Annotated in this window: 29 protein-coding genes; 1 reads left to right on the top strand and 28 read right to left on the bottom strand. The window is 45.2% G+C overall.

From position 1 onward, the window contains the following. Positions 1 to 155: 155 nt before the first annotated feature. From NSQ43_RS03055 to NSQ43_RS03025, 7 genes are all read right to left on the bottom strand, one after another. Positions 156 to 1,163, bottom strand: coding sequence for a nuclease-related domain-containing protein (locus NSQ43_RS03055; protein ID WP_339252900.1), 1,008 nt, complete (start codon positions 1,161 to 1,163; stop codon positions 156 to 158). A gap of 468 nt (positions 1,164 to 1,631) precedes the next feature. After that, a complete protein-coding gene (locus NSQ43_RS03050; protein ID WP_339252898.1) occupies positions 1,632 to 2,402 on the bottom strand; it encodes an ABC transporter permease in 771 nt (256 codons plus the stop codon). Next, positions 2,371 to 3,288: an ABC transporter ATP-binding protein gene (locus NSQ43_RS03045; protein WP_339252896.1), complete on the bottom strand. Its 918-nt coding sequence runs from the start codon at positions 3,286 to 3,288 to the stop codon at positions 2,371 to 2,373. The genes NSQ43_RS03050 and NSQ43_RS03045 overlap by 32 nt, the downstream gene beginning before the upstream one ends. Continuing rightward, a complete protein-coding gene (locus NSQ43_RS03040; protein ID WP_339252894.1) occupies positions 3,285 to 4,001 on the bottom strand; it encodes an ABC transporter ATP-binding protein in 717 nt (238 codons plus the stop codon). Before NSQ43_RS03040 ends, NSQ43_RS03045 begins: the two co-directional genes overlap by 4 nt. Beyond that, positions 3,994 to 4,362, bottom strand: coding sequence for a GntR family transcriptional regulator (locus NSQ43_RS03035; protein WP_339252892.1), 369 nt, complete (start codon positions 4,360 to 4,362; stop codon positions 3,994 to 3,996). Before NSQ43_RS03035 ends, NSQ43_RS03040 begins: the two co-directional genes overlap by 8 nt. A gap of 2 nt (positions 4,363 to 4,364) precedes the next feature. Beyond that, entirely contained in the window at positions 4,365 to 5,018 is a 654-nt protein-coding gene (locus tag NSQ43_RS03030) for a hypothetical protein (protein ID WP_339252890.1), read from the bottom strand. Continuing rightward, positions 5,015 to 5,797: a hypothetical protein gene (locus NSQ43_RS03025; protein ID WP_339252888.1), complete on the bottom strand. Its 783-nt coding sequence runs from the start codon at positions 5,795 to 5,797 to the stop codon at positions 5,015 to 5,017. Before NSQ43_RS03025 ends, NSQ43_RS03030 begins: the two co-directional genes overlap by 4 nt. 419 nt (positions 5,798 to 6,216) lie before the next feature. Between NSQ43_RS03025 and NSQ43_RS03020 the strand changes: the two genes are divergently transcribed. Then, positions 6,217 to 6,585 (top strand): VOC family protein, encoded by a 369-nt coding sequence (locus NSQ43_RS03020; protein WP_339252887.1) that lies wholly within the window; start codon positions 6,217 to 6,219, stop codon positions 6,583 to 6,585. Between the two features lie 5 nt (positions 6,586 to 6,590). Here NSQ43_RS03020 and mazF read toward each other — a convergent pair whose 3' ends face one another. From mazF to NSQ43_RS02915, 21 genes are all read right to left on the bottom strand, one after another. Then, complete coding sequence (gene mazF / locus NSQ43_RS03015; protein WP_339252886.1) at positions 6,591 to 6,926, bottom strand: endoribonuclease MazF; 336 nt, start codon at positions 6,924 to 6,926, stop codon at positions 6,591 to 6,593. Then, positions 6,923 to 7,150 carry an AbrB/MazE/SpoVT family DNA-binding domain-containing protein gene (locus NSQ43_RS03010; protein WP_339252884.1) on the bottom strand — a complete coding sequence of 76 codons (228 nt, stop codon included), beginning with the start codon at positions 7,148 to 7,150 and terminating at the stop codon, positions 6,923 to 6,925. Before NSQ43_RS03010 ends, mazF begins: the two co-directional genes overlap by 4 nt. A 53-nt stretch (positions 7,151 to 7,203) precedes the next feature. Further along, on the bottom strand, positions 7,204 to 8,154 hold the full coding sequence (locus NSQ43_RS03005; RefSeq protein WP_339252882.1) for a hypothetical protein: 951 nt from the start codon (positions 8,152 to 8,154) through the stop codon (positions 7,204 to 7,206). A gap of 81 nt (positions 8,155 to 8,235) precedes the next feature. After that, positions 8,236 to 8,712 carry an acyl-CoA thioesterase gene (locus tag NSQ43_RS03000; protein WP_339254768.1) on the bottom strand — a complete coding sequence of 159 codons (477 nt, stop codon included), beginning with the start codon at positions 8,710 to 8,712 and terminating at the stop codon, positions 8,236 to 8,238. 62 nt (positions 8,713 to 8,774) lie between these two features. Next, a complete protein-coding gene (locus NSQ43_RS02995) occupies positions 8,775 to 9,473 on the bottom strand; it encodes a dipeptide/oligopeptide/nickel ABC transporter ATP-binding protein (protein ID WP_339252880.1) in 699 nt (232 codons plus the stop codon). A gap of 17 nt (positions 9,474 to 9,490) precedes the next feature. Continuing rightward, the gene (locus NSQ43_RS02990; protein WP_339252878.1) at positions 9,491 to 10,237 is read right to left on the bottom strand and encodes an ABC transporter ATP-binding protein; all 747 of its coding nucleotides are present in this window, start codon (positions 10,235 to 10,237) and stop codon (positions 9,491 to 9,493) included. Then, on the bottom strand, positions 10,230 to 11,042 hold the full coding sequence (locus NSQ43_RS02985; protein ID WP_339252876.1) for an ABC transporter permease: 813 nt from the start codon (positions 11,040 to 11,042) through the stop codon (positions 10,230 to 10,232). Before NSQ43_RS02985 ends, NSQ43_RS02990 begins: the two co-directional genes overlap by 8 nt. Then, positions 11,039 to 12,010 (bottom strand): ABC transporter permease, encoded by a 972-nt coding sequence (locus NSQ43_RS02980; RefSeq protein ID WP_339252874.1) that lies wholly within the window; start codon positions 12,008 to 12,010, stop codon positions 11,039 to 11,041. Before NSQ43_RS02980 ends, NSQ43_RS02985 begins: the two co-directional genes overlap by 4 nt. Next, a complete protein-coding gene (locus NSQ43_RS02975; RefSeq protein WP_339252872.1) occupies positions 12,000 to 13,577 on the bottom strand; it encodes an ABC transporter substrate-binding protein in 1,578 nt (525 codons plus the stop codon). The genes NSQ43_RS02980 and NSQ43_RS02975 overlap by 11 nt, the downstream gene beginning before the upstream one ends. A 15-nt stretch (positions 13,578 to 13,592) precedes the next feature. Further along, complete coding sequence (locus tag NSQ43_RS02970; RefSeq protein WP_339252870.1) at positions 13,593 to 14,399, bottom strand: urease accessory protein UreD; 807 nt, start codon at positions 14,397 to 14,399, stop codon at positions 13,593 to 13,595. After that, positions 14,392 to 15,021 carry an urease accessory protein UreG gene (gene ureG / locus NSQ43_RS02965; protein WP_339252868.1) on the bottom strand — a complete coding sequence of 210 codons (630 nt, stop codon included), beginning with the start codon at positions 15,019 to 15,021 and terminating at the stop codon, positions 14,392 to 14,394. Before ureG ends, NSQ43_RS02970 begins: the two co-directional genes overlap by 8 nt. A 260-nt stretch (positions 15,022 to 15,281) precedes the next feature. After that, entirely contained in the window at positions 15,282 to 16,022 is a 741-nt protein-coding gene (locus NSQ43_RS02960) for an urease accessory protein UreF (protein WP_339252867.1), read from the bottom strand. Beyond that, positions 15,964 to 16,410, bottom strand: a complete 447-nt coding sequence (locus tag NSQ43_RS02955) for an urease accessory protein UreE (RefSeq protein WP_339252865.1) — start codon at positions 16,408 to 16,410, stop codon at positions 15,964 to 15,966. Before NSQ43_RS02955 ends, NSQ43_RS02960 begins: the two co-directional genes overlap by 59 nt. Positions 16,411 to 16,571: 161 nt before the next feature. Beyond that, positions 16,572 to 18,287: an urease subunit alpha gene (gene ureC, locus NSQ43_RS02950; RefSeq protein ID WP_339252863.1), complete on the bottom strand. Its 1,716-nt coding sequence runs from the start codon at positions 18,285 to 18,287 to the stop codon at positions 16,572 to 16,574. Beyond that, on the bottom strand, positions 18,288 to 18,653 hold the full coding sequence (ureB, locus tag NSQ43_RS02945) for an urease subunit beta (protein ID WP_339252861.1): 366 nt from the start codon (positions 18,651 to 18,653) through the stop codon (positions 18,288 to 18,290). A 12-nt stretch (positions 18,654 to 18,665) separates the two neighbouring features. Then, complete coding sequence (gene ureA / locus NSQ43_RS02940; RefSeq protein WP_339252859.1) at positions 18,666 to 18,968, bottom strand: urease subunit gamma; 303 nt, start codon at positions 18,966 to 18,968, stop codon at positions 18,666 to 18,668. 296 nt (positions 18,969 to 19,264) lie between these two features. After that, the gene (locus NSQ43_RS02935; RefSeq protein WP_339252857.1) at positions 19,265 to 20,278 is read right to left on the bottom strand and encodes an oligopeptide/dipeptide ABC transporter ATP-binding protein; all 1,014 of its coding nucleotides are present in this window, start codon (positions 20,276 to 20,278) and stop codon (positions 19,265 to 19,267) included. Beyond that, positions 20,275 to 21,222 (bottom strand): C40 family peptidase, encoded by a 948-nt coding sequence (locus NSQ43_RS02930; protein WP_339252855.1) that lies wholly within the window; start codon positions 21,220 to 21,222, stop codon positions 20,275 to 20,277. Before NSQ43_RS02930 ends, NSQ43_RS02935 begins: the two co-directional genes overlap by 4 nt. Positions 21,223 to 21,288: 66 nt before the next feature. Continuing rightward, complete coding sequence (locus NSQ43_RS02925; protein ID WP_339252853.1) at positions 21,289 to 22,212, bottom strand: LD-carboxypeptidase; 924 nt, start codon at positions 22,210 to 22,212, stop codon at positions 21,289 to 21,291. Positions 22,213 to 22,420: 208 nt separating this feature from the next. Next, positions 22,421 to 24,061: a peptide ABC transporter substrate-binding protein gene (locus NSQ43_RS02920; protein ID WP_339254766.1), complete on the bottom strand. Its 1,641-nt coding sequence runs from the start codon at positions 24,059 to 24,061 to the stop codon at positions 22,421 to 22,423. Between the two features lie 80 nt (positions 24,062 to 24,141). Continuing rightward, positions 24,142 to 25,125, bottom strand: coding sequence for an ABC transporter ATP-binding protein (locus NSQ43_RS02915; RefSeq protein WP_339254764.1), 984 nt, complete (start codon positions 25,123 to 25,125; stop codon positions 24,142 to 24,144). Positions 25,126 to 25,169: the final 44 nt, after the last annotated feature.

Below are 25,169 nucleotides of genomic sequence, written 5' to 3'. Positions count from 1 at the left end.
GGGGTAGGAAGTTTCAATACCACTTAAAATAGGGAAGTTCAGCATACCTTGAGGCATAAAAGTAGTTATTATCTATCAAATCTTTGGACTTATCTATTGAATCAAGCGGGATATCTATTGAATTATGATTTTTATCCGTTGAATACATAAATATATCACCAATCCGGGACTTTCCACTCATGCTCTGAAGCACGTTTGGATAATAACTCTATCTCCCTCAAGCCAGCAACATAAAATCTTCCCTTCTTCTCCCCTTGCGAGGGTATGTCCAATTGTTTTAATATCCTATTTGCTTTTTGATGGCTATCAAGTTGCAAAAAGTTCCTGCACTCTTTGTTAGTGATCTGATCATTCACCAACATAATATAATCTAACATTCCTTGTAAATGTCCGTGCGAATCAGTATGTCCGCAGCGGTTGCATCCCCACCCTTTATGAATGGATTGCATGCCAAATAGACCGCAGCGCACACAGCGAACTCCTCTTTTTAATTCAGAAGGTGAAATGTTGTAAGTTGAAGATAAAGGGAATGGGTTGTAATCACGATGGCTCTCCATCAAAGTAGTTGCAATGCTTCTAAGTTGATCGTCATCGAGAGTTGGGGATTGTTCTCCGATGTTTCGAAGGAATACTGGTATTTCAAGGGGAAATAAAATCGTCAAGTTGGTACGGTTGTTTTCAATACGTTGCTGTGGTCTAGGAAAAACCACTGCCGTATAAATCGGGATTGACATACTTCGGGCATGTAACCAATCTTCCAACAAAATTTGATTGCGACTGAGCTGAATGGAAGGACATTCAAACGAATCGATTTGCCCATTTTCCAAGGTACGAACGATTTGGTTTTGATCGGTTGGGAAACTAATTCGCCCCGCAATGTTTTTCATCTCAAAAATAATTAGCCCTTGCTTGCAAAGAAATAGTGTGTCTATTTGAAACTGCCCAGTTGATCTTAAATTTAAATCGTGAAATATATAGTGTTTGTGCGGGTACTCGTACTTCTGAAAAACATCCGCTAATATTCTTTCTCCATTTTCGCCTGCCCGAGTTACTTTAATGGCATTTTCAATACTCGAATAGCGGGAATGATAATTGGGTAATCTTTGCAACAATCTTTCTAATCCATTTAGCTTGAAAGAATTTGTTTTCTTTTTAATTATCAATATATACCACCTCCACCAATCAGTTTAGCATGCCGGAAAGGCTTTTTCCACAAAAGTTCTGCCACAGATAATTGGTAAAAAGGAACTTTCTAACCGGATGTACAAGATATCTATTGAATAGCTAACTTTAACTATTGAATAGCTCATTTTATCAATCGAATCTCATTTTTTATCTATTGAATACTGCAATATATCACCAACTCAGGACCTTTGACGCATTTTCACCAGTTCACACTCCTCCGCTCGAACATTTCAACAACCTCGTGTCGGCCGTTGCCTCCAATGCTCACTAATGCTACAATGGTCTATAGGATTAGCTATAAAAGGAGTGAAGTCTTCATGTGGTTCCTATACATCATGTATATCTTATTTGCATTCATCATCCTTGGAACATCGTTTGGTCTTATCAGGACTTTCAGCAATCATAAGTGATCAAAAAAAGCACTCCGACTAAGGAGTGCTTTTTTATTATGCGGTCACATCACGCTTTACGAAACTTGTATAGCTGATCACTAAGAACACGATGATATAAACCGCCAATACCGCGAGTGAAAACGGCATCGTCATATCCTCAACCAACATCATACCTGTTTCAAACTGCGTCAAATCCATATGCGTGAACAACAAGTATTTAGCGATTTCATACCTCGCCAACAACGCGGAAATTGTAGTTCCCGTGAAGTAGATGAACAGAGAAAGCCCGATTGCGAGTGAGCTTGAACGGAAAACACTACCGATTGTAAATGCGAATGTCGCCGTAACAAACACGCTGCCGAATGACAGCAGTAACATATACAAGCTTTTCCCCCATACTTCCGACAGTCCTTGATCCGTCCCCGATTTAAACAAGAGAAACGCCAACAGGACATATACGACATAACCGATCACCATTAGAAAAATCCCAAACAGATTCACTGTAATGAACTTTGACGTCAGGATTTTCCACCGTTTCACAGGTCTTGTCAGTAACATCTTGATCGTCCCTTGTGAAAACTCGGATGCGACAATGCCCGCTGCGACGATGACCGTTAGCAATAACACCGTACTGCCAATTGATGACGGATCCCCAATCATGCCTTCTCTCGTGAAATTTCCACCCATGTTTTGTGTGCTAATGTATTTCATCAATGCCATCATACCTGCAGTCATCACTACCATGATTGCAACCATGACCCATGTGCCTTTTTTATTCCACAATTTCATCCACTCATTTTGCATAAGCTTCAGCAATCTGGCCACCTCCCGTCATTTCCAAGAACTCATCTTCCAACGTTTTCTTATGCGGCTGCACCGTGAACACTTCCAGTCCCTCTTCGATAAACGAACGGACCACTCCCGGAATCTGCTGTTGCTCCACATTCACAAGCAAGCCGTTTTTGAAATCCTCTACAGTCAATCCTTCATTCACAAGCAGCATCTTCGCCTTATCCACAGGAGTTGCTTCTATATAATAGAACGATTCCCGTGTCTCCGACATTTCACGGATGTCGACTAACTTCCCGTTTTGGATGACGGCGATCCGATCGCACATCAATTCAATTTCGGAAAGCATATGGCTGGAAACAAAAACAGCAACCCCTTCTGTTTCCGCAATTTGGCGTAAATACGTACGGAACTCCCTGATGCCCGCCGGGTCAAGCCCGTTCGTAGGTTCATCCAATATCAAGAATTTCGGTCGGTGCAATAACGCCTGGGCTAAACCAAGCCGCTGACGCATCCCAAGTGAGTACGTGCCTACCTTTTCATGAATCCTATTTTGCATCCCCACTTGGCGGACGACCTCGTCAATCCGCTCCTTCGTCACGTTTTTATGCATGCGTGCGAAATGCACTAAATTCTTATAACCGGACATGAACTTATACATTTCCGGATTCTCAACGATGACGCCGACCTTCGAAAGGCCATCCTCAAAATCATCCCGCAATGATACCCCATCAATGACGATTTCACCCCCAGTCTGTTTCATCAGACCGACCATCATTCGGATTGTCGTCGTTTTTCCTGCACCATTCGGACCAAGAAAGCCTGTAATTGTCCCGGGATACAGCGACAAGTTCAAATTATCGATGATTTTCTTACTTCCTATTGTTTTAGATAAATTCTTTAATTCTACCACTGGTTTCATTTTGAATTCCCCTCCCTATTCCCATCCTTGAACAGCGACACCATCCAGCTTGTCGCATCCACACCATAGAAATCACGAATCTCATCAACCGCTTCATGAGCGATGATAACTCCGCCTCGCATGACGATTATCTCATCCAATAGCGGCTCGACTTCCCGGATTTCATGAGTCGACATAATGACCGTCTGCCATTCAGGATTGGTAAAGCGGATAAGCCCTTTCGAAATATCATCCCGTACCATCGGGTCGAGTCCCGAAAACGGTTCATCCAATAGGTAAACATCCGCCTCACGCGCAAGCGTCACCGCGATTTTCACCCGTCCACGGTTCCCTTTGGACAGGCTCTTTATCTTCGAATCAAGTGATACATTCAGAAATTGTAAAATCTCTTTCGCCTTAAGCACGTCAAAATCCTCGAATTGCGACTCGTAAAAGTCAAAAAGCTGCTGAACAGTAAAGTACGTATAGAACTCATCCGTATCTGACATATATGCGATTTTCGAAGCGATCCGCCGCGTAATCGGCTTCCCGTCAAACGTCGCGCTACCACTATTCGGTGTCAATAAACCTGCCATCATCTTCAATAATGTCGACTTACCGCTCCCGTTTTCACCGACAAGGCCAATCACTTTCCCTTTCGGAATCGACAATGTCACATCCTGCAACGCCCTTTTACTCCCATATTTCTTCACGATATGTTTCAACTCAATCATTTTCGCCACCCCGTTCCTGCAGACACTTCACAATTTCCTCAGTCGTAAATCCGAATGCAGCTACACTTTGAAGGAATGTCGTCACAAGCTGCTCCTTCATTTCATTGCGAAGCGCTGAAATCTTCTCCTGATTCTCCGTCACGAATGATCCCTGCCCCCTTCTTGTCTCCGTGATCTCCATTTGCTCCAACTCCTTGTAAACGCGCTGCATCGTATTCGCATTCACGCCGACTTCAACCGCGTATTCACGAACGGACGGCAACTTTTCTCCCGCTTTGAGTGTGCCCCGCATAATATCCCCTAAAATCCGGTCGATGAGCTGCTGGTAAATCGGCTTATCTGGAAGAAAATCTATGCTCATCGTCAGTACCTCACTTTCTTATCAAGCAGAATTGCTCCGCCTGCAAATAATACGATTGAGAGGAGGATGTATACGAGTGAACCTACGTCAGGTCCCATTTCTCCCCATATTACCTCTATAATTCCCCATACCATTGATCCAAAGAAGAAAAATATTAACAACACAATGATCGCCAACCAGCCAATCTTCGCCGATAGAATTCTGTAGATCACCCATATCGGCAAACTTGCTGAAATCGCGAAAGTACTAAGAAGGAATACTTTTAGCAAGTTCGGCCATCCGGGGATGACCCCTTCAAATCCGCCGATGAAATAGGCGACAACCCCTATGCCAGTCCAAACAAAGTTAGATAATACGACTAAAAGAAGAACCATCAGCATTTTTGATCCTAAAAGCCGTGTTATTGAAGCCGGGGAATGCAGCCATACATCCGGCTGCTTCATATCCGTGTGAAGACTGTGAATGAAAAGCAGCGCCCCGAAATACATTTGCAAAAACGAGAACATATTCGTGATTTCGATCTGGTCAAATTTGCCCCCGACCGCCAAGGGTGTGAAACTTGATACGGCAATCACGATGAAAATCACGATAAACGCAATGAATGAATTTCTCATTACCGCCCATTCTTTGCGTAATAAACCATTCCACCCCATCATAGCCGCACCTTCTTTTCAAATAAGGTGATAGCCAAGTAAAGTACACCGATTGTGAAAAAAACCGCGAACGCAATCTCACCAACGTACAAGACAGTATTGTGGAATAAAAAGTTATCATATGAGATTTCAATATTAGAGCTTTTGATCTCTAACAAATCAAAGCTCCCTATCTTGATAAACCGATCATAAAATACGGAATTTGTGACCTCGCCATAAATTCGTGCCGAAATGACGAATAAGATCAGTGTGATGACAAGCGAAAACCCTTTAAGAAAAGGTTTAAGCAGCTGATCAATGACGATAAAGAAAAAACCATAAACCATGAACCGAATAGACGTTACAAATACTGCACTTATTAATAAGACCCCTGCAAACAGCAATTCACTGAATATCACTTCCGGCTGTGATGTAAATAGATAGCGGATTGCAACGACCGCTACGGGGACGAGTAAATAGACAAATCCTATCACCGCAGCCATGAACAGCTTCACCCCAATGAGTTTGGAAGTGGATGCAGGTGAATGCAGCCATAGATCTGGCACTTTCATGTCTTTGTTAAACATTGTTGCAAATGCGATGACAGGCACAAAAACACAGGCACCCGCCGCCACAAAGCTTATGATCATCGTAATTTCAAATACGGGAACTTCCCCCGCCACTAATATCTTTGCGAATGTCGGGAGCATGAACAATCCCGTGAGCATTAGAAAGACCAAAACGATTATCTGTACCCTCCACTGCACCCATTCCTTCTGCAATAAAGCATTCCATTGCTTCACCATCTACCCCTCCTGTATCGGTGTATTAGTTACATAGTACACTATCATATTCACTCTTGCAATGGAATTTGATTAATTGGTGAAAATTAATTTGAAAGTCCCCTAAGCTATTGCCCCGCAAAATTTTATCGATCATTTCCCGGGTTTTATCGATCATTTCCCTGAACTTATCGATCAATTGAAATGGTTTATCGGTTATTTCCCCTACTATATCAATCATTTCCCAAGTTATATTGTCACTTCGGGACTAATGACCCACTGAAAGATTCACCCGCCAAACAAAAAACCCTTCTCCACAAAAGGAAAAGGGCTTAACCGACACATAAGATTTAATTATACTGACGCTTTCAAATCCGGTCATGGTACTTCCCCACAAACTCCAATACAATTAAGATAATAACAAAAAAGGAGAGATCCATATGACTGAATTCCTCATTGGCATCGACCATATCCAAATTGCGGCGCCGCCAAATTGCGAAGAACAAGCACGCCAATTCTACGGCGAGTTACTTGGAATGAAGGAAATCCCGAAGCCGGAAAACTTACAAGCACGAGGAGGATGCTGGTTCCAATGTGGTACACAAGAAGTCCATATCGGTGTCCAAGCAGATTTCACGCCAGCAAAAAAAGCGCATCCCGGATTCACAGTACGCGCGCTTGAAGAATTGAAATCCCGTCTAATCGCGGCAGACTGCACCATCACTGAAGAACCGCCAATTGCAGGCCGCGCCCGATTCTTCACGAATGATCCATTTGGCAATCGGATTGAGTTTTTGGAGTTTGACTAAGTCCATCAATCCAACAGCAAACGGACATTTTCAAGAATATCAGCAAGTGCTGCGTCATTGATCGTTTCGATGAAGCTTGCTTCTCTAACTCGCCAATCCAAACTACGAACTTGGTCAGAAAGCACAGTACCAGAAGTTGTCAATGAATCACTAAGGGCTACTTCAAATGGATAACCTTTTTGCTTTGAAGTTACTGGACAAACGAGAATTAGTCCTGATTTTTCATTATAAGAGGAAGGCGACAAAACAATAGCCGGTCGCCTTCCCGCCTGTTCCACACCCGATTGCGGCGAGAAAGATAGCCAGATAATATCACCGCGTTCCGGCACATACTTCATCATGCTTCCCCTCCCTCAGACTTTCCAAATTCAACTTCCCTATGGATATTATCTTCCGTTATATCATCGACTAATGTCTGAAGTGATTTTCTTTTTGGCTCAATAATTAAACGATCATTTTCAACATACAGGTATACCTCAGAGTCTTCACGGAGCATAAGTTTATCACTTACTGTTTTCGGTATTCTGATCCCTAAACTATTTCCCCATTTTTTAATCTGATACATCCTAAATCACCTCCGCGTATAAACATTGTATATACAAAGAGACAACTCGTCAATCAAGAAACGATAATATCCTTCTCCTGCTGGTCAAGTCGCTTCAATTCTTCCGTAGCTTCATCCCGTTTTCGTCGCAGTTGGTCCTGTACTCGGCGTACATCTTGAAGCACGACATTCAACTTGCCTTTCGCGTCTGTTATCCGCGAATGGACCGCCCAGTCAGAGAAGATATTATCAAAGAAAATATCCGTGAATGTGAAAAAGTCATTATGATTCACATTGAACGATTCGGAGGCGACATTTTGGACGTCCATCAATTCGGTCTCATAATGTCGAAGGGCACGTTGTGCACGGTGCACAAGGTCGTCGGAACTGTTCATTTCTGAATATTTCATTGCTGAAACAATGAGACCGCCACCTAAAAACGTATCCCACACCGATAGCCCTTCGGCATTGCCCAACTTATCGAGTGCAGAGTCAAGTGTCCGCATTGCCTTGTCGCCCGCTTCATATGCCTCGTCGATTTCCCTTATCAACGACCGGACACGCACCCGGTCATCCGCGATTTTTTGCAAAGTACTGTTCGCCACCGAGTCGTTCTGCCGGATCCAGGCTTCTTTTTCCTTCAAGAAGTCCGCCCAATCCTCATCGATATAAAGAAATTCCTCACGATTCATTTGCTCACGGAGCCTGCTCACTTCCGCCGCTAAATCTGTCACTGTTTTTTCCGCCTCATTGTATTTCAATTCGGCCTCAACGACTTCATTCATTTCCTTCTCCATCTGCACATCCCATTTGCCTGTCCACTCTTTAAGTTTATTTGCAAATGAGAATTTCCCAAGCTTCACGACATCCTGTTGCTCCTTCGAAAGTTGCCTGTGCAACCGATCACGCAACTGAACCGCTTCCTTATATTGCGCCTCCGCCCCATCGAAACGTCTTTTCACCCGGTTCCGTTCATTCCGCAGCATCGTCAACTCCATTTGCCGTTCATGAATATCCGCCCTCACCGCACTCACTCCTTTCCTTATATACGGAAGAAAGCATTTGAAGTTTCAATCAAAAAAGCCGCCCCTAAAAGGCGACTTCTTTCAATGTCTAATTTCCCTTCGCAGCTTCCTGTGTTGCCGTCGGGCGGGACCAGTTTCGAACAATCGTTTTTCGGCTTCTGTTTCCGGATAGATGCCCGGAACCGGTGTCGGCTTGTTGTTTTCATCCATTGCGACCATCGTCAGAAATGACTCTGTCGTCAACTTGGTCGCTCCGGTAAGTAAATCCCTCGAATGCACCGATACGAACACTTCCATCGATGTGCGGCCCGTCGAACTGACGACCGCTTCCAGTTCAAGCACATCCCCAACTTTGGCGGACGATAGGAAGTCGACCGAATCGATGGATGCAGTGACAGCAGCGCGCTTGTTGGAATGTTTCATCGCCGCAATTGCGGCAATTTCGTCTATGTACGCTAACACTTTCCCACCGAAAATTGTCTGCATATGGTTTGTGTCAGGCGGTAGTACAAGCTTCGTAACGATTGTACGTGAGTGGCTCATCGGCCGTTGTTCCATCATTGTCATCTCCCTTTCAATTCTCCTTTTAGTATACCCACTACCGAAAAGGTTGAACAAGTTCAGTCAAACAGCAACAGGGAATACGGGTGCTCAAATGAAAACCGCCCATCCCGTTTCACGCCCTCCTCCACAATCATTCCGCCTTGCATCACATAAATCCGGTTACATAGATGCTCCACGACACGAAGGTCATGAGAAATGAACAGAATCGCCATTCCCGTTTCCCGGTTAAGCCGCTGTAACAACTCAACAATTTCCTTCTGTATCAATCGATCCAAATTCGAGACGATTTCATCGCAAACAAGCAGCTTTGGTTCGACAAGGATTGAGCGAAGGAGATTCACTCGTTGACGCTCACCTCCGCTTAATTCCGAAGGGCGCCGGTCCAAATGCTTCTCTTCCAGACTCACTTTTTCAAGCATTTCACGAATATGCGCTTCCCGATCGCCTTTCCTCTTGCGGAGAGGCTCCTTTAAAATATCGCGCACAGTCCACGATGGGTTCATAGCGGCAGATGCATTTTGGAAAACGATTTGACAGGAAGCATAGAAGTCATCTGCGATTGCAAATGAAACCGTTCCTTCATCCGCGGTTTCTAATCGCATGATCAGACGGGATAATGTACTTTTCCCGCTACCACTTTCACCGACAATCCCGACAATCTCTCCCTCGCCAACTGTCAGATTCACATCATGAAGCACATCCTTTTTCCGTTTTCCTCTGCCATAGCTTTTTGAAAGATGTTCTATTTTAAGCACTTTCGGCACCCCCTTTCCTAAAATCGACTTTCCAGCAAACGTTTTGTATATTCATGTGTCGGATTTGCCAACACATCTTTCACAGCCCCCGTCTCGACGACTTCACCTTTCCGCATGACAATCATTTCATCTGCCACAGCGGCCACAACATCCAAATCATGGGTGATGATAAGGACCGTTGTCCCGCTTTCATTCAACAGACGTAGCGTTTTTATGAACTCCTTCTGTACGACTTTATCGAGTGCTGAAGTCGGTTCGTCGGCTATCAATAATTCGGGCTCCAAATAGAATGCGCAAGCAACCATGCAACGCTGCAACATTCCACCCGACAACTCAAACGGATATCGATTCATAATATCAACGGACAAGTTTAACCTCTCTAAAATTTCCGGCATCTTCTCCTGAAACTTCGCCTCATCATCGCCAACCCTACTTGCGGAGAATGCATACAATTGTCGATCCATCTTCACACTCGGATTGAAACTATTTGATGCATCCTGAAAAACCGTAAAGAATTCAATTTTCCGTAATGCTGAGATCTTTTCAGGAGTCGCTTTCAACAAATCCATATCCTTATAAAGAACTTCTCCATAGGCACGCGAATTTGCGGGCAGCATCCCTATTAATGCCGAGACGGTCATGCTTTTCCCACTGCCACTTTCACCAATCAGCGCGGTCACTTTCCCTTTCGGAATTAAAAAGGAGATCCCTTTCACGACAAGGACTTCGTTGATCTCAACGGATAATCCTTTCACTTCAAGCATGGAACCGCCTCCTTTTAGGATCTTTCAGCGCTTCCCCGATGAAATTGATGGAAAGAATCGTTAAGAAGATCAGCAAGCCCGGGAAGACACCAATCCACCATGCACCAATCAACAAATCATTTTGGGCATTGTACAACATGTTCCCCCATGATGGAATGGCCGGAGGAATGCCGATCCCAAGAAAGCTTAGCGACACTTCGATGAAAACAGCTCCAGCAAAATTGAAGATCGTCACGACGAACAGTGGCGGTAAACTATTACGGAGCAAATGACCCGTAATGATTCTCCAGACTGGGGTGCCGAACATTTTCGCCATTTTAACGTACTCCATATCCTTCAGCCGGATAAATTCTGAACGAACAATTCGCGCCGTCGTGAACCAACCCGTCACTCCAATGATGAATGTCATGCCCCACATCCCGCCTGACATGATTGCCTGAAAAGCTAAAACCAAAACAAGAGAAGGGATGGAAATGAGTGCTTCCAAAATCCTCATCATCACACTGTCGATCCACCCACCGGCATACCCGCTTATTCCTCCATAAACGACCCCGATGATTAACGACAGCAGAACCGATAAGCCGGCAACTGCCAATGTCACTTTTCCACCTTCCAATAGACGTGAAAACACATCCCTACCAAGTTGGTCCGTCCCTAATAGATGACCGTTCATAGGAGGAGAATAAACCGCGTCCAAATCCATTTCATTCACCGGATGGGTAGCAAGCAAACTGGAAAACAGCGTTAAAACAACGATCAACCCTAAAAGTGAGCACCAGAAAACAAGCATTTTTCTCTGTTTCATCTGCCCAACTCCCCTCTACGGAGCTTCGGGTCGAGCATGAACATAAGGACATCGATGACGAACAGTGTAATGACGACGATCAAACCCGTCAGCATGATACCGCCCATCAGCAGCGGATAATCCTTCACCATGATTGATTTCACAAGCAACTGCCCGAGGCCCGACCATGCAAATAGCGCTTCCACAATGACCGAACCTCCGAAAAATGAAGGAATCGTCATACCGAGATAATTCAAATAGGGAATGAAAGCGTTCCGTAGCACTCCGATTCTAATTTCCCGTTCATCCACTCCGTTTGCTCTTGCCGCCATCACATAGTAGCTTCCGATTTCCGTCTTTACACTCTCTTGCAGGAATCGTGCATACAAGCCAACATGCGTCAGCACAATTACAGATGCAGGCATGACTATATGCTGTACTCTATCGAAAAAGCCGCCGTCCCCGACCAAACTCCTCGTCCCGGAAGAAGGCAAGACGCCTAACATGACGGAAAATAAATAAATGAATAAAATCCCAAGCCAAAAAGGGGGGATGGAGGAAGACGCGATACTGAACGTCGATAGCCCTCTATCAAGCAACGATCCCGGCCTCATTCCCGCTACCATTCCAAGCCAAATCGATCCGATGATAATGAAAAACATCGATACGCCAAATAACAGAAGCGTATTCGGCAAACGCTCAGAGAGAATCGATGCGACAGGTCGTCCCTCTTTAGCAGACATACCTAAATTTCCACTCATCACCTCTATCAACCAAGACCCATATTGTATGATCAACGGACGGTCAAGCCCAAACTCCTCACTGATCCGCTCCTTCTCAGAGGCGGTCAATGTTTGGGCATTGCCCCCGTAATATGCGGTTGCTGAGCTGCCCGGTCCAGCATGCATAATGAAAAAAGAGAGGAAGCTCACGATGAGGAGAACTAAAATCCCCAACATCATGCGCTTCCCAATCCATTTAACGGTCATTCCACTTCCACTCCTCGACATTCCACAGGAAACCGGAACCGTGGTGACCGAGCGTTCGCTCTTTCACGCCTTCGATATTCCCGTTAATGCCATAAACTGCATTTACATAAGCGATGAATGCGAATGCCGGATCTTCCGCAAGCTCTTTTTGGAATGCCGTGTAGCTTGCCTTCCGTTCTGCTTCGTCCATAGATAAACGACCTTTTTCAAGGAAAGTATCTACTTTTTTATTCGAATAGTTTCCGAAGTTATAGCCTGAGCTCGTCAAACTCGACTCGGATGAATGGAACAAGCTATACGTATGATGATCCGCGTCGTAGGGGCTACCCCATCCGATCATGAAAGCATCCGTATCTTCAATTGTAATCGCACTCCAGTCAAGCGCCGCCACATAGACATCCGCACCGATCGACTTATACCCCTCAGCAACATAATTCGCCATATTGACACGGACTGAATCGGATGCCGGAGCAGTAATTGTGAAGCTCAGTTTCTGGCCGTTTTTGTAACGGAATCCGTCGGTCGACTTTTCCCAACCAGCCTCGTCCAACAATGCATCGGCACGTGTTAGCTCAAAGCTGTATTTTTCAATTTGTTCATTATGAAAATCATGTTTTTGAAGAGGTGAATAGGCCACTTCTCCATATCCTTTCAGAATGCCTTTTACGATTTGTTCCCGATCAATCGCGAAACTGAATGCCTGGCGGACGCGGACATCTTGCCAAAGCTCGTTTTGCATATTGAAAAGGATTCCTCGATAATCCGCGGTATCCACATTATAAATTTGAATATGATCTCGCTTTTCAAGTTCACCTACTTGCACCGGGTCAAGCAGTGCGATATCGACCTCACCTGAAGATAGTTGCAATGCCCGGACGTTGCTGTCAGGGATGAATTTGAAGATGACTTTCTCAATGGACGGCTTTGTACCGTAAAAACGGTCGAATGCCTTCAGCGTCAAGCTATTGCCACGGTCCCATTTGTCGAACTGATAAGGTCCTGCGCCAATCGGATGGCTGTTGAACTCTGCCGTCCTCATGTCTACACCTTGAAACGAATGCTTTGGCAATATAGGTACCGTCAGCTTATCAAGAATAGGTGTGAACGGGTGTTTTAGCTTCAACTCAAACTCGTAATCATTCAGCTTTTTCATTGATGCCACTTCAGTGAAATCCGATTTCAAAAACGAAGCGTTTTTATCATCCAAAATACTTTCGATTGTAAAAATCACATCATCTACAGTCAGCAGTTCATCGTCGTGAAAACGAATATCCTGCTTCACCTTGAATGTATAAGTCAATTTGTCATCCGATATGACGAAGGAATCTGCAATATCGGCTTTCGGTTCATTGTTTTCATCAAAACGAAACAGCCCCCGGAAGAGGAGCGCATCCAAATTCGTCTCCTCAAGAATCGGATTCAGACCGGCAAACTCAGCCTCGGATGCATAAATAAGACTGTTTTCCTTTTTGCCGTTAACGGTCTTCTCTTTACCTTTTCCGCACCCCGCCAATGCTAACAGCAGACTTAGTGAGATGAGGGCTATTATACTTATTTGTTTTTTCATAGTTTCCTCCATCCTTTAAATGAGCGCAGAAAGCTCGGAATAGACGCGCTTCATCTCCTGCTGTAGCCTCCATTGATTGACGCCAAGGAAACGGCAATGGACCGCATTTCCCGCAAGCCTTGTCACTCCAGCGCGTAAGCCGTCTCCCACATTCAATGTCTCCTCGATTACTCGTAGATCGAGCTGATCTGCTTTATCTGAAACGAGCCAGATAGAGCCGACATATAATGCATCCTCAAGCATTCCAAGCTCTTGAAGTTTCATATTCTTCGGGAAGAAACACAGACTGTCGAAAGCAATCAGCTCACCTTCGACGTAAATCCTCAACATCGACTTTAACGATGAGAAGTCGAATACTTCCCCTCTCATCTCCCTGCCAGGCGCGATGATTTCACCCCATAGTAAAGTGGCATCCTTCGCAAGACGGATCGTCGTTTCCATTTTGAATTTCGAATCCGCAAACGGAATGATCACTTCCGGCATCCATTCAAGGCGCGCGCCTTCCTCAATCTCCGCTTCAATTGATTGCACACAAGTTTCGCCTGTATGTGACCTGTACACTTTCAACGCCGATTGCTGGATGATTCTTGCCTTGCTTCCCGGCAAAAGTTTTATAGAAATATCATTTCGATCACCAGCTACCATGCCGCCCGAAGACTCCATCACATATACTGTCGCCATTGGATTGTCGCCTTCGTATAATTCACGGCTCGCCTTTAGAGGCGGTTGCTGGAATACATGCGGCATCCTTGTGAAACCTCTCCTTGGCTCAAACACCATTTCCAGTTTGCCGTTATGGTGTCTTCGTGCCACATTACTCACCGGCACTTGTCGTCCCTGCGCCTTCAAGCAACATATTCCGTTTGATCCACTCGACGATTTGGTCGACGTTTTTTCGTGTGCGGACATCTGCAAGGACATAAGGGCGGCCGCCTCGCATTTTCTTAACATCGCTTTCGTATACTTCAAGATCTACTCCAACATGTGGTGCGAGGTCCGTTTTATTGACCAATAAAAGATCGGATCTTGTTAAAGCTGGACCGCCTTTTCTTGGAATATCTTGTCCTTCCGCGACGTCAATTACGTAGATGTATCCGTCTACAAGTTCAGGGCTGAATGTAGCTGAGAGGTTATCGCCACCGCTTTCGACGAAAACGATATCGAGGTCGTTGAAGCGTTCTTTTAATTCGTCGATTGCTGCGAAGTTCATGGAAGCATCTTCACGGATTGCGGTATGTGGGCATCCGCCTGTCTCTACTCCAAGAATTCTGTTTTCATCTAAAACGCCGTGGTTCATTAGGAATTGGGCGTCTTCGCGTGTGTATATGTCGTTTGTAATGACTGCTATGTTGTAGTTTTCATGCATTGCACGAGTTAGTGCGTCTACGAGTGATGTTTTGCCTGATCCGACGGGACCTCCGATTCCAATACGTACTGGTTTCATATAAAAAACCGCCTCCTATTGTAATGAAAAAATAAAGAATGAACAGTTGCTTTACGTTGCAGGCGGACGATTTCCAATCGAACCACGAAGAGTTCGATTTGCCGTATTTCTGCGTTCTTTGCAGAAATTAAGGCAGCCGCCAACTACTTTCTGCTTCCTAAGGGACGCAACGCTGCGCGTTTACTGGAGTCGCCGCCTTTCACTTCAAGCAACGGAAATCTCTATTTATCAGATAATCTTTCTATTTATAAAACAAATAATTACGAAATAAATAATCTTGAGAATAGGTATTCGTGTTTCATCGAGGCAAGCTCGATGCCTAATGCGTTGTTGCTGATGTCTTCTTCTTTCAAATTAGCGACAATGCCGGCAGCCTTGACGACTTCTTCGGATAGCTGATGCATTGCTTGGACGCCTGTATTTTGTCCGAATGGAACGGCTCGCACTGCGTTTTGGACAAGGCCGTTCACTGATGAGAATAAATACGACAAGACCGCATGGTGGGCATTGACTCCATTAACTGCGCAATAAATGCCGTATAAAATCGCATAATGCCCTTTAATTTCATTGGCAGTGATACGGCCTTTCCATTCATCAAAAAATACGTCCTCTACAAGAGGTGCAACAGTCTTGATGAATTGTCTGCCCAAGTTGACACTCGCATCTCTTGACTCCTTCGCAAGCTTGATTGCCCCGCAGAGCTCTTCCAAATGCAAAAGTCGATCGATGTCCTTGTTTTTAGCAGCTTCAAATGCTTCCTGTATAAGAATGGCATCCCCGTAGACGAGGTTATAGTGGAGAAACGTTTTGCAAAAAGCAATGAGTTCCTCCTTTACCCGGATGTCGTCCTCCTGGATGTACGTTTCCATCCCGTACGATTGTGTGTAAGTACCGATTGGGAATGCAGAGTCATGGATTTGGAGCAGTCGAAGGAACTGGATGTCAGTGGGAATGGCCACGGTATTTGAAAGGTTGTTTAAATCGTCGTTCGGTTGTTTCATATGCCACACCCACCTCATCCAATAATGGTGCAAGCGTATGATCCGCACGCACGACAATCTCATCTTTTTCGATCAAAGCAGGTGTATGACGGTTGCCAAGCTCGAAAGCGGCTTTACCCATTTCAACCATATCCTTCGGTCGAATAACGATGACCTGTTCCATTTTCGTCCGGATAACGATGCAACGCTCGTCGTCTTCAAACAAGAGGTCACCGTATTTCAACGGTTCCTCCTGATTGATGCGTAAAGCGATGTCCGTACCTTCATTCGTTTCTGTACGCAAAATACGCTTGCTTAGTTCTTCCCATTCCAGTTCGACCCATTCGATGCGTTTCCCTGAAATTTCTTCGGTATCTCCGATATTGCCTATGATTTTTTCAATTAACATCGAGTATGCTCCTTTTTCTCAAAGACTTCGGTTTTATTAGAATAACATCCAGACTCCGGGTGCCAAGGGCTCGGATCATAAGTCAAAGCCGCTCCGTGGCAAAACCCTCCACTATGCGTCTTTGCCTTATGTCTGTCGCCCTTAGGCAGGCACCCTTCGCTTTAGAATAAGAAATACCTTTGCGCCATCGGAAGGACGTCGACCGGATCGCATGTTGCCAGTTCACCGTCAATCTTCACTTCATACGTCTCCGGATCGACATCGATCACAGGCATTTCGCTATTATGCTTCATATCCGCTTTTGAAACGTTGCGGCAATTCTTCACTGTTCCGATCATTTTCTTAAGTCCAAGTTGTTCTGGAAGGCCTTCTTCTACTGCGATTTTTGGTAGGAATGTCATCGCTGCATTTTGCGGGCCTTGTCCATGGAATCCGTACATGCGTCGGCCCATCATCGGTTGCGGTGTTGGGATTGATGCATTTGGATCACCCGTCATTGCATATACGGCCACACCGCCTTTAATGACGATTTGAGCTTTAACACCAAAAAATGCAGGTTCCCATAAAACGATGTCTGCCAACTTGCCCTCCTCGATCGATCCGACTTCATGTGAAATCCCTTGGGCTATTGCTGGGTTTATCGTATATTTCGAAACGTAGCGCTTTACTCGGAAATTATCATTGTCTTTTCCTTCATCCTGCGGAAGTGGACCGCGTTGCTTCTTCATTTTGTCTGCAGTCTGCCATGTCCGGATCGTCACTTCGCCTACCCGGCCCATCGCCTGGGAATCGGATGACATGATGCTCAAAATCCCAAGATCTTGCATAATGTCCTCGGCAGCAATCGTCTCCGGGCGAATTCGAGAATCTGCAAAAGCAACGTCCTCCGCCACATCACGTTTCAAGTGATGGCAAACCATGAGCATGTCTAAATGCTCGTCAATCGTATTCGTCGTAAACGGCTTTGTCGGATTCGTAGAAGCCGGCAATACATTTGGTAGTGACGCCATCTTCAATTGGTCCGGTGCGTGTCCACCACCCGCTCCTTCCGTATGGAAAACGTGGATGACCCGCCCGTCAATCGCATCAATCGTGTCTTCGACGAATCCAGCTTCGTTCAACGTATCCGAGTGCAATGCGATTTGGATATCGTATTCATCTGCAACTTTCAAGCTCTGATCCAATGCGGAAGGTGTCGCACCCCAGTCTTCATGGATTTTCATGCCAATCGCGCCTGCCCGAATCTGCTCAACAAGCGGCTCTGGAAAAGCTGCGCTTCCCTTTCCGAACAATCCAATATTCAGCGGAATGTCTTCAATCTGTTGAAGCATCCGATGCAAATGCCATTTTCCTGGAGTCACTGTCGTAGCTGTCGAGCCAGACGCGGGACCTGTCCCACCGCCGATAAATGTCGTCGTTCCTGCATTCAATGCCGTTTCCACTTGCTGAGGGCTGATAAAATGAATATGCGTATCAATCGCACCCGCTGTCGCGATCAACCCCTCGCCCCCATATACTTCTGTTCCAACACCGATGATCATGTCTTGGTCGACACCATCCATCGTATTCGGATTTCCGGCCTTACCGATTCCGACAATCCTTCCATTCTTGATACCGATATCAGCCTTCACGATGCCTGTATGATCAATGATCATTGCATTCGTGATGACAGTATCCAGTACCCCTTCCTCGGACGTCTTCTCACTGTTCTGTCCCATCGATACGCGTAAGGACTTTCCGCCGCCAAAAATGCCTTCGTCTCCATAAGTCGTATAATCCTTCTCTATTTCAATCCATAGATCTGTATCTGCCAAACGAACCTTGTCGCCCACAGTCGGGCCGAACATCCTTGCATACTGCTCGTGTGTAATTTTCACTTAACTGTCAGCTCCTTTAAATCCTCCATCAGATGCTTTCTCTATAATTTCCTCTCGTTTATGTGTGGAACCTTCCGTCAATTTATTCAAACCAAAAACATGGCGTCTTCCGCCAAACTCGACGAGCTCCACTTCTTTTTCCTCACCCGGTTCAAAACGGACCGCCGTCCCTGAAGGTATATTCAAATGCATTCCAACCGCTTGCTCACGATCGAATTCTAAGAATTTATTCACCTCAATAAAATGGAAATGAGACCCAACCTGAATCGGACGATCACCTGTATTCGCGACTTTCACTGTCTTCACGGCTCGTCCGACATTGATTTCAATCCACCCGTCTGCCGCCTTGATCTCTCCTGGTTTCATACGAAAACCTCCTTATTGAATTGGGTGATGCACCGTAACCAACTTGGTCCCATCCGGAAACGTGCACTCAATCTGTACATCCTTTACCATGTCGCCGACGCCTTCCATTACATCGTCCACCGTCAATAATTGTTTCCCCTCACTCATCAACTGCGCAACAGACTTCCCATCTCGGGCACCCTCCATGATGAAATGACAAATAAGAGCTACAGCCTCAGGATAATTCAACTTGACGCCTCGAGCTTTACGCTTCAACGCGAGTTCCCCTGCTACGTGTAACAATAACTTTTCCTGTTCAACTGGTGATAGTTTCAATAAAAAACACCTCCAAATAATAGTCACATATTTTAGATAACTGTAGATAGTATTCTACTACTACTATCTTTCTTATTCATTTTTTTAGTGCATTTAGTGTTTTGCAAGAATATGCGGTTTAGGACGAGCGTCCATTTGATTGGGACCTAACGTGATGTAGGTCTTTATGAGGGAGTTGAGGAAATTACAACGACTCTATTATAGATTAATCATTTTAGCTTGGCAACTTCTACACAATGCGGCAATTCGTTGAAGACAAGCGAATCATAGGTACGCAAAAAAGCCGCCCTGAAGTTTCAGGACGACCCAACAGCTTCTCTTACCGCATCCGACCGTTTCATCACTTCCGCATCATGCAAATGACAGGCGACAAAATGTCCTTTTTCCTTTTCAAGCCATTTCGGTTTCAATTCCCCACAAACCTCCATTGCATATGGACAGCGCGTACGGAACACACAACCCGACGGTGGATTGATCGGGCTTGGAAGCTCACCTTTCAATAATATTCGTTCCCGAGACTCTTCAATATCCGGATCTGGGATTGGAATGGCCGACAACAATGCTTCTGTATAGGGGTGCAATGGTTTGTCATAAAGCTGCTTGCTTGATGTAAGTTCCACCATATGCCCCAAATACATGACGCCGATTCGGTCCGATATGTATTTGACCATCGACAAATCATGCGCGATGAATAAATACGTCAGCCCCTTTTCCCGTTGCAATCGTTGCAATAGCTTAACGACCTGAGCTTGTACAGAGACATCCAAAGCCGAAATCGGCTCATCCGCAATGATGAAATCAGGGTCGAGTGCGAGCGAACGGGCGATGCCGATACGTTGCCGCTGCCCACCGGAAAACTCATGTGGATAGCGATTGGCATGATCCCTGTTTAAACCGACATCTTCAAGCAATTCATGTACCCGTGCGCGCATTTCCTCTTGGGTCTTGTACATTTTATGGACTATCATCGGCTCAGCAATAATTTCATAAACGGTGGAACGCGGATTCAAAGAAGCGTATGGATCTTGGAAGATCATTTGCATTTTCTTCAAAAATCGATACCGTTCGTTGTCCGTCATATCGTGGATACTCTGCCCTTCGTATAATACTTCCCCGTCCGTTTTATTATAAAGGCCCAAAATCGTTCGACCCGCCGTCGATTTCCCGCATCCGGACTCTCCAACAAGGCCGAATGTTTCCCCTCTCATAATGTCAAAACTGATGCCATCGACCGCCTTCAACTTCTGGCCTCGACCTACATCGAAATGGCGCTTCAAGTTATTGACAGACAGAATCACGTTCTTGGTCATTCAATTCGCCCCCTATCCACACCAAATCTTCGAACCGCACAAATATCACGTTCAAGCTTCGAACCCTCCAACTTCAACAATTCAACCGATTGCCCTGTTGAAGGAGAGTGAAGAAGCAAACCGTTTCCATAGTAAAAGCCGACGTGTCGAACATTGCCTTTTCCTTCATCGTTCGCGAAGAATACTAAATCACCCTTCTCCCAGAAAGACGAATCATCCATCGGCACCTCTTCACCGATCTTCGCCTGATCGCTCGCATCTCTTGGAATGAAATACCCACAAGCTTTCAGCATATTGTATGTGAAGCCGGAGCAATCAAAACCATACGACGACATGCCGCCCCAGAAATAAGGGATGTCCAAAAAAGCCATGCCCTCATCAACTGCTGATGCTAAAGGACGTTTTTTAAATTGATGGACGGAAGGCGCACGTACAATATCCGTCTTAAGAATCAATGCCTCTCCATCCGGTGTCTTCACATGGAAATAATCTTCGCTTTCATCAGTCAATGGCAGAATCGTATTGAATGGCACAATCATAAAAGGCGTACCGTTTTTGTTCCACAACTGTGACTTTGCAACGGCAACTCGTATGAAACCGCCCGCCTCTTCAAGTGGAGTCGCCTTTTTCAATTGGACAAGTGGTACCCAGCCCGGATATCCTCTCTCATCCTTTTTCGATGGTTGCCAAACTGCAATCACTTTCGCCCAATCACCAACGATTTCCTCTACGATGACCGGTTCTCCATACAATATTTGAGTCTGTACACGGTTGCTGTTGCATAGGTCAAGACGCTCTTCGTATGCAAGCTTTTCCAACCATTTATTCAGCTGAAGCGGATTGGAAACACCTTCCGTGTCCATTTCTCGAGCCGATTCCGGTGACGTCCAAACAGTCGCGACCGGTACTGCGCATGCATACATATTTGCGCTTTGCTCTGTCATTTCATTTCCCCCTTTCCGATAGTTAACTGTACTCTTCTCCTTGTTGGTCATAACAACGGAATGGGCCTATACCACCCCGGGCAGGATCGTGAGTGTTTTCTCATCCCCGTCAAGCTTTGCCTCAACACCTAACGGAATCGCAAAATGCGGCTCGCAATGGCCGATTTTAAATCCTTTTACAACCGGTTTTCCAATATCCCCAAAGTATTGTTCAAAAACCTCGTCTATCGTAAATGAACTCTTCGTTTTCTTTAAATCGACCTCAGAAAAGTCCCCTATTATGATTCCAGAAGCATCAGAAAACTTACCCGCCATGCGGAGTTGGTTCAACATCCCATCCACCCGATATGGTTCTTCCCCGACATCTTCAATGAAAAGCAATTTACCTTTCGTTTCGACTTCGAATTTTGTTCCCATTGTGTCGGCAAGCAGCGAAAGGTTGCCTCCAACAATTTCGCCCTGTGCAACTCCACCGCTAATTGTCCCAAGAGGAGAAATGTCTTCGGTATAATGAAGTTCCATTGGTTCAAACAGTTGCATGAACATTTTTGCGGATAGTTCATGGAACGTGTCTTTTCCAACACAAGACGCAAGCATCGGACCATGGAATGTAACTATATTTGAGTACAAACCCATCGCGGTGTGCAAGAATGTGATATCACTGAATCCCCAGAATATCTTCGGATTTTCGCGTATTAATTGGAGATCCAACCGATCTGTAAACCGGGCAGATCCATATCCGCCTCCCGCACAGATGATGCCATCAATGGATGGATCAGTGAACATGTCTTCGAGATCTTGGAGCCGTTCATCATCAGTTCCTGCAAGGTAGCCGTTGACGCTATTCACATTTCGTCCAAATTTCCATTTCAGACCAAACCCCCTTAAAAAAGCGAGCGATCGTTCAAGATTTGCTTGATTCGGCGGACTGGATGGCGCGACGATACCAATCGTATCTCCCGGCTGTAGCCTTTTCGGTCGTATTCTCATTTTCCTGCACCTCTTTCGATCAAAAATCAGATGGAATCAAGCATTATTTTATCCAAAAACGCATAAACACTTCGAATCACGCATAAATCATTCGAAAACCTCATAAATCGCGATTCTCACGCATAATCAACCTCTAAAAGCGCATAAATCCCTATATGCACGCATAATTGAAAAATCGCGGCGCCATGATGGACACCGCGACGTTGAATTAGTTCTTATCTGCGTATTTCAAATCTAAATAGCCTACAGGGTGGCGCAAGATTCCGGATACGCCCGGCTTTTCAAGTGATGTTGAGTTATAGAAGTAGAGAGGGAATACAGGCATTTCTTCCATAAGAAGCTTATCCGCCTGTTTCAACAATTCCCAGCGTTTGTTTTCATCTGTTTCATTTTTAATATCCGCAATAAGCTTATCATATTCAGCATTCGACCATGTAGTACGGTTCATTGAAGAGCCGGTAATGAAGCTTTCAAGCGCGTTCACAGGGTCTGCATAGTCATGCAGGAAAGAGGAACGGGACATTTGGTATTTGAACTCTTTTTGCTCAGATAGGAAAACTCCGCCTTCAACGTTTTGCAATTCCGCATCAACACCTAATACTTCCTTGAATTTGGATTGAAGAGCGATTGCAATATTTTGATGGGATTCACTTGTTGAGTACGTAATTGTAACTTTAGGTAGTTCAGTATATCCTTCCTCTTTCATCCCTTCTTCCAAAAGCTGTTTCGCCTTATCAGGATTAAAGGATACAAGATCGCCTACCGTATCACGGAATTCTTTACCGTCCGGCCCGATGAATCCAAATGTAACAAAGCCATGTGCTGGTTTTTCTCCATTTTTCGTTACATAATTGACGATTTCTTCTTGGTCAACTGCAAATGCAAATGCCTGACGGATCTTTTTATTCGTAAATGGCTCCATTGAAGTATTGAAACGGTAGAAGTACAAGCCCGCTTGGTCATCGACGCGGAGCTCGTCGCTATCTTTCAATTGGTCAGCAATTTCAGATGGAACGCCCGTTACATCCAACTCATTGGCTTGATACATTTGGTAAGCAGTTGTCGTATCATTCACCATTGCCCAGTGAACTTTATCCAATTTAACTACGCCTGCATCCCAGTAATGTTCGTTCTTTTCAAATTCAAAACTCACATCATGATCCCATGCAGATAATTTGAATGGTCCGTTTCCAACGAAAGTCGATGCTTCCGTATGCCATTTAGGATTGGCGGATGCAACTTTTTCATTGATCGGGAAGAAGCTTGGGTTTGTAATGATATTTAAAAACGCTTCGTTCGGTGATGTCAATTTGACAATGAACGTCTTTTCATCCTTTGCCTCAATTGCGATGTCATCAGCAGAACCTTCCCCATTATTATAAGCCTCTGCCCCTTCGATGAAATACGCAAGGAACGCTGCCGGTGAAGCTGTTTCCGGATTCAACATGTGTTTCCATGCAAATACAAAATCCCCGGCTGTTACAGGATCGCCATTGGACCATTTCGCATTGCTGCGGATTGTAAACGTGTACGTCAATCCATCATCAGAAATATCGATTTTTTCGGCCGTTGCTTCCACTGCCCGGTGATCCTTGTCAAGGCGCGTCAAACCTTCCATAATGTTGTTAAGCGCACTCCAGGACACCGCATTGAAACCGATGGACGGATCAAATGACGTCGGCTCATCACCGTTGTTCAAGAGAAGGACCTTCTCAGCAGCAGCCACATCTTCCGACTTCCCTTCATCTTTTCCTTCATTGGTCGTAGGTTCTGTCGTCTTACCGGGCTCTTTCCCTGCGTCCTTATTTGCAGTACATGCCGCAAGAACAAGAGCAAGCATAGCCACCATCAAAAACGTCAACCACTTTTTCAAATCAAAAACCCCCTTTGTTTGTATGTGAATAGATAAGCACTTTTGTGCGTAGCACCTTATTTATCAAACAACCTTTTCGCTCGTTCATCCTGCAGCCAGCAGTCCACTGCATGCGTTACGGATAAGTCGGTCGTCCCCGGGTAAATTCGATCGCAAACTTCCATCGCAAACGGACATCTTGCCGTGAACGGACATCCAATCGGTGGGGCAAATAAATCCGGCGGCGTCCCTTCGATCGGTTGAAGTTCCTCTTCCTTCAGGTCAAGCCTCGGAACGGAAGCAAGCAAGCCCTTTGTATAAGGGTGTTGCGGAGTATAGAAAACTTCACGCTTCGTACCGATTTCAATGATTTTACCTGCATACATAACCGCAATTCGATCCGCTATCTTCGCAACAACACCTAAGTCATGCGTGATCAGGATGATGGAAACGCCTGTCCGCCCTTGAATTTCCTCAAACAATTCAAGAATTTGCGCCTGGATTGTCACATCCAATGCGGTTGTAGGCTCATCCGCTATTAACAGTTCAGGTTCACATATTAACGCAATTGCGATGACAATTCGTTGCCGCATCCCTCCTGAAAATTGGTGAGGATATTGCTTCATCCTCTCTTCAGGATTCGGGATGCCAACCACTTCAAGCAGCTCAATAGCCTTTTTATACGCCTCGGCTTTACTCACTTTTTGGTGGGTTCTTAACCCTTCCGTAAGCTGTTCACCAATTTTAAGTGTCGGGTTCAATGCAGTCATCGGATCCTGGAATATCATTGAAATGTCAACACCCTGTACTTTCCGCATTTTGGATTTGTCCAACTTCGTTAAATCCTTGCCCTTAAAAAGAACACTTCCATTTTTGATGCGTCCCGAAGGTTCAGGGATCAACCCCATTATCGTGTTCGCCGTTACGCTCTTCCCACAACCCGACTCTCCGACAATCGCGAGTGTCTCTCCTTTATATAAATCGAAGGACACGCCACGTAATGCTTGTACCTCCCCCCCGAACGTTCTGAATGAAACATATAAATCTCGTACGGAAAGCATTACTTCATTGAACACTTTTTTAAGTTTTTTTTCGGGTTTTGATA

The sequence above is a fragment of the Sporosarcina sp. FSL W8-0480 genome (assembly GCF_037963765.1).
In the GTDB taxonomy this organism is placed as follows: Bacteria; Bacillota; Bacilli; order Bacillales_A; family Planococcaceae; genus Sporosarcina.
This window is presented reverse-complemented; position numbering and strand designations above follow the sequence as displayed.

Excerpts from the sequence above, each read along its gene's own strand:
- NSQ43_RS03020 (WP_339252887.1), top strand. The coding sequence starts at position 6,217 with ATGACTGAATTCCTCATTGGCATCGACCATATCCAAATTGCGGCGCCG.
- NSQ43_RS02990 (WP_339252878.1), bottom strand. The coding sequence starts at position 10,237 with ATGCTTGAAGTGAAAGGATTATCCGTTGAGATCAACGAAGTCCTTGTC.
- mazF (WP_339252886.1), bottom strand. The coding sequence starts at position 6,926 with ATGATGAAGTATGTGCCGGAACGCGGTGATATTATCTGGCTATCTTTC.
- NSQ43_RS02955 (WP_339252865.1), bottom strand. The coding sequence starts at position 16,410 with ATGTTAATTGAAAAAATCATAGGCAATATCGGAGATACCGAAGAAATT.
- NSQ43_RS03010 (WP_339252884.1), bottom strand. The coding sequence starts at position 7,150 with ATGTATCAGATTAAAAAATGGGGAAATAGTTTAGGGATCAGAATACCG.
- NSQ43_RS02980 (WP_339252874.1), bottom strand. The coding sequence starts at position 12,010 with ATGACCGTTAAATGGATTGGGAAGCGCATGATGTTGGGGATTTTAGTT.
- NSQ43_RS02985 (WP_339252876.1), bottom strand. The coding sequence starts at position 11,042 with ATGAAACAGAGAAAAATGCTTGTTTTCTGGTGCTCACTTTTAGGGTTG.
- ureG (WP_339252868.1), bottom strand. The coding sequence starts at position 15,021 with ATGAAACCAGTACGTATTGGAATCGGAGGTCCCGTCGGATCAGGCAAA.
- NSQ43_RS03030 (WP_339252890.1), bottom strand. The coding sequence starts at position 5,018 with ATGATGGGGTGGAATGGTTTATTACGCAAAGAATGGGCGGTAATGAGA.
- NSQ43_RS02915 (WP_339254764.1), bottom strand. The coding sequence starts at position 25,125 with ATGCTTTCCGTACGAGATTTATATGTTTCATTCAGAACGTTCGGGGGG.
- NSQ43_RS02925 (WP_339252853.1), bottom strand. The coding sequence starts at position 22,212 with ATGAGAATACGACCGAAAAGGCTACAGCCGGGAGATACGATTGGTATC.
- NSQ43_RS03040 (WP_339252894.1), bottom strand. The coding sequence starts at position 4,001 with ATGATTGAGTTGAAACATATCGTGAAGAAATATGGGAGTAAAAGGGCG.
- NSQ43_RS02960 (WP_339252867.1), bottom strand. The coding sequence starts at position 16,022 with ATGAAACAACCGAACGACGATTTAAACAACCTTTCAAATACCGTGGCC.
- NSQ43_RS02935 (WP_339252857.1), bottom strand. The coding sequence starts at position 20,278 with ATGACCAAGAACGTGATTCTGTCTGTCAATAACTTGAAGCGCCATTTC.
- NSQ43_RS02920 (WP_339254766.1), bottom strand. The coding sequence starts at position 24,061 with ATGGTGGCTATGCTTGCTCTTGTTCTTGCGGCATGTACTGCAAATAAG.
- ureB (WP_339252861.1), bottom strand. The coding sequence starts at position 18,653 with ATGAAACCAGGAGAGATCAAGGCGGCAGACGGGTGGATTGAAATCAAT.
- NSQ43_RS03045 (WP_339252896.1), bottom strand. The coding sequence starts at position 3,288 with ATGAAACCAGTGGTAGAATTAAAGAATTTATCTAAAACAATAGGAAGT.
- NSQ43_RS03000 (WP_339254768.1), bottom strand. The coding sequence starts at position 8,712 with ATGGAACAACGGCCGATGAGCCACTCACGTACAATCGTTACGAAGCTT.
- NSQ43_RS02975 (WP_339252872.1), bottom strand. The coding sequence starts at position 13,577 with ATGAAAAAACAAATAAGTATAATAGCCCTCATCTCACTAAGTCTGCTG.
- NSQ43_RS03035 (WP_339252892.1), bottom strand. The coding sequence starts at position 4,362 with ATGAGCATAGATTTTCTTCCAGATAAGCCGATTTACCAGCAGCTCATC.
- NSQ43_RS02930 (WP_339252855.1), bottom strand. The coding sequence starts at position 21,222 with ATGACAGAGCAAAGCGCAAATATGTATGCATGCGCAGTACCGGTCGCG.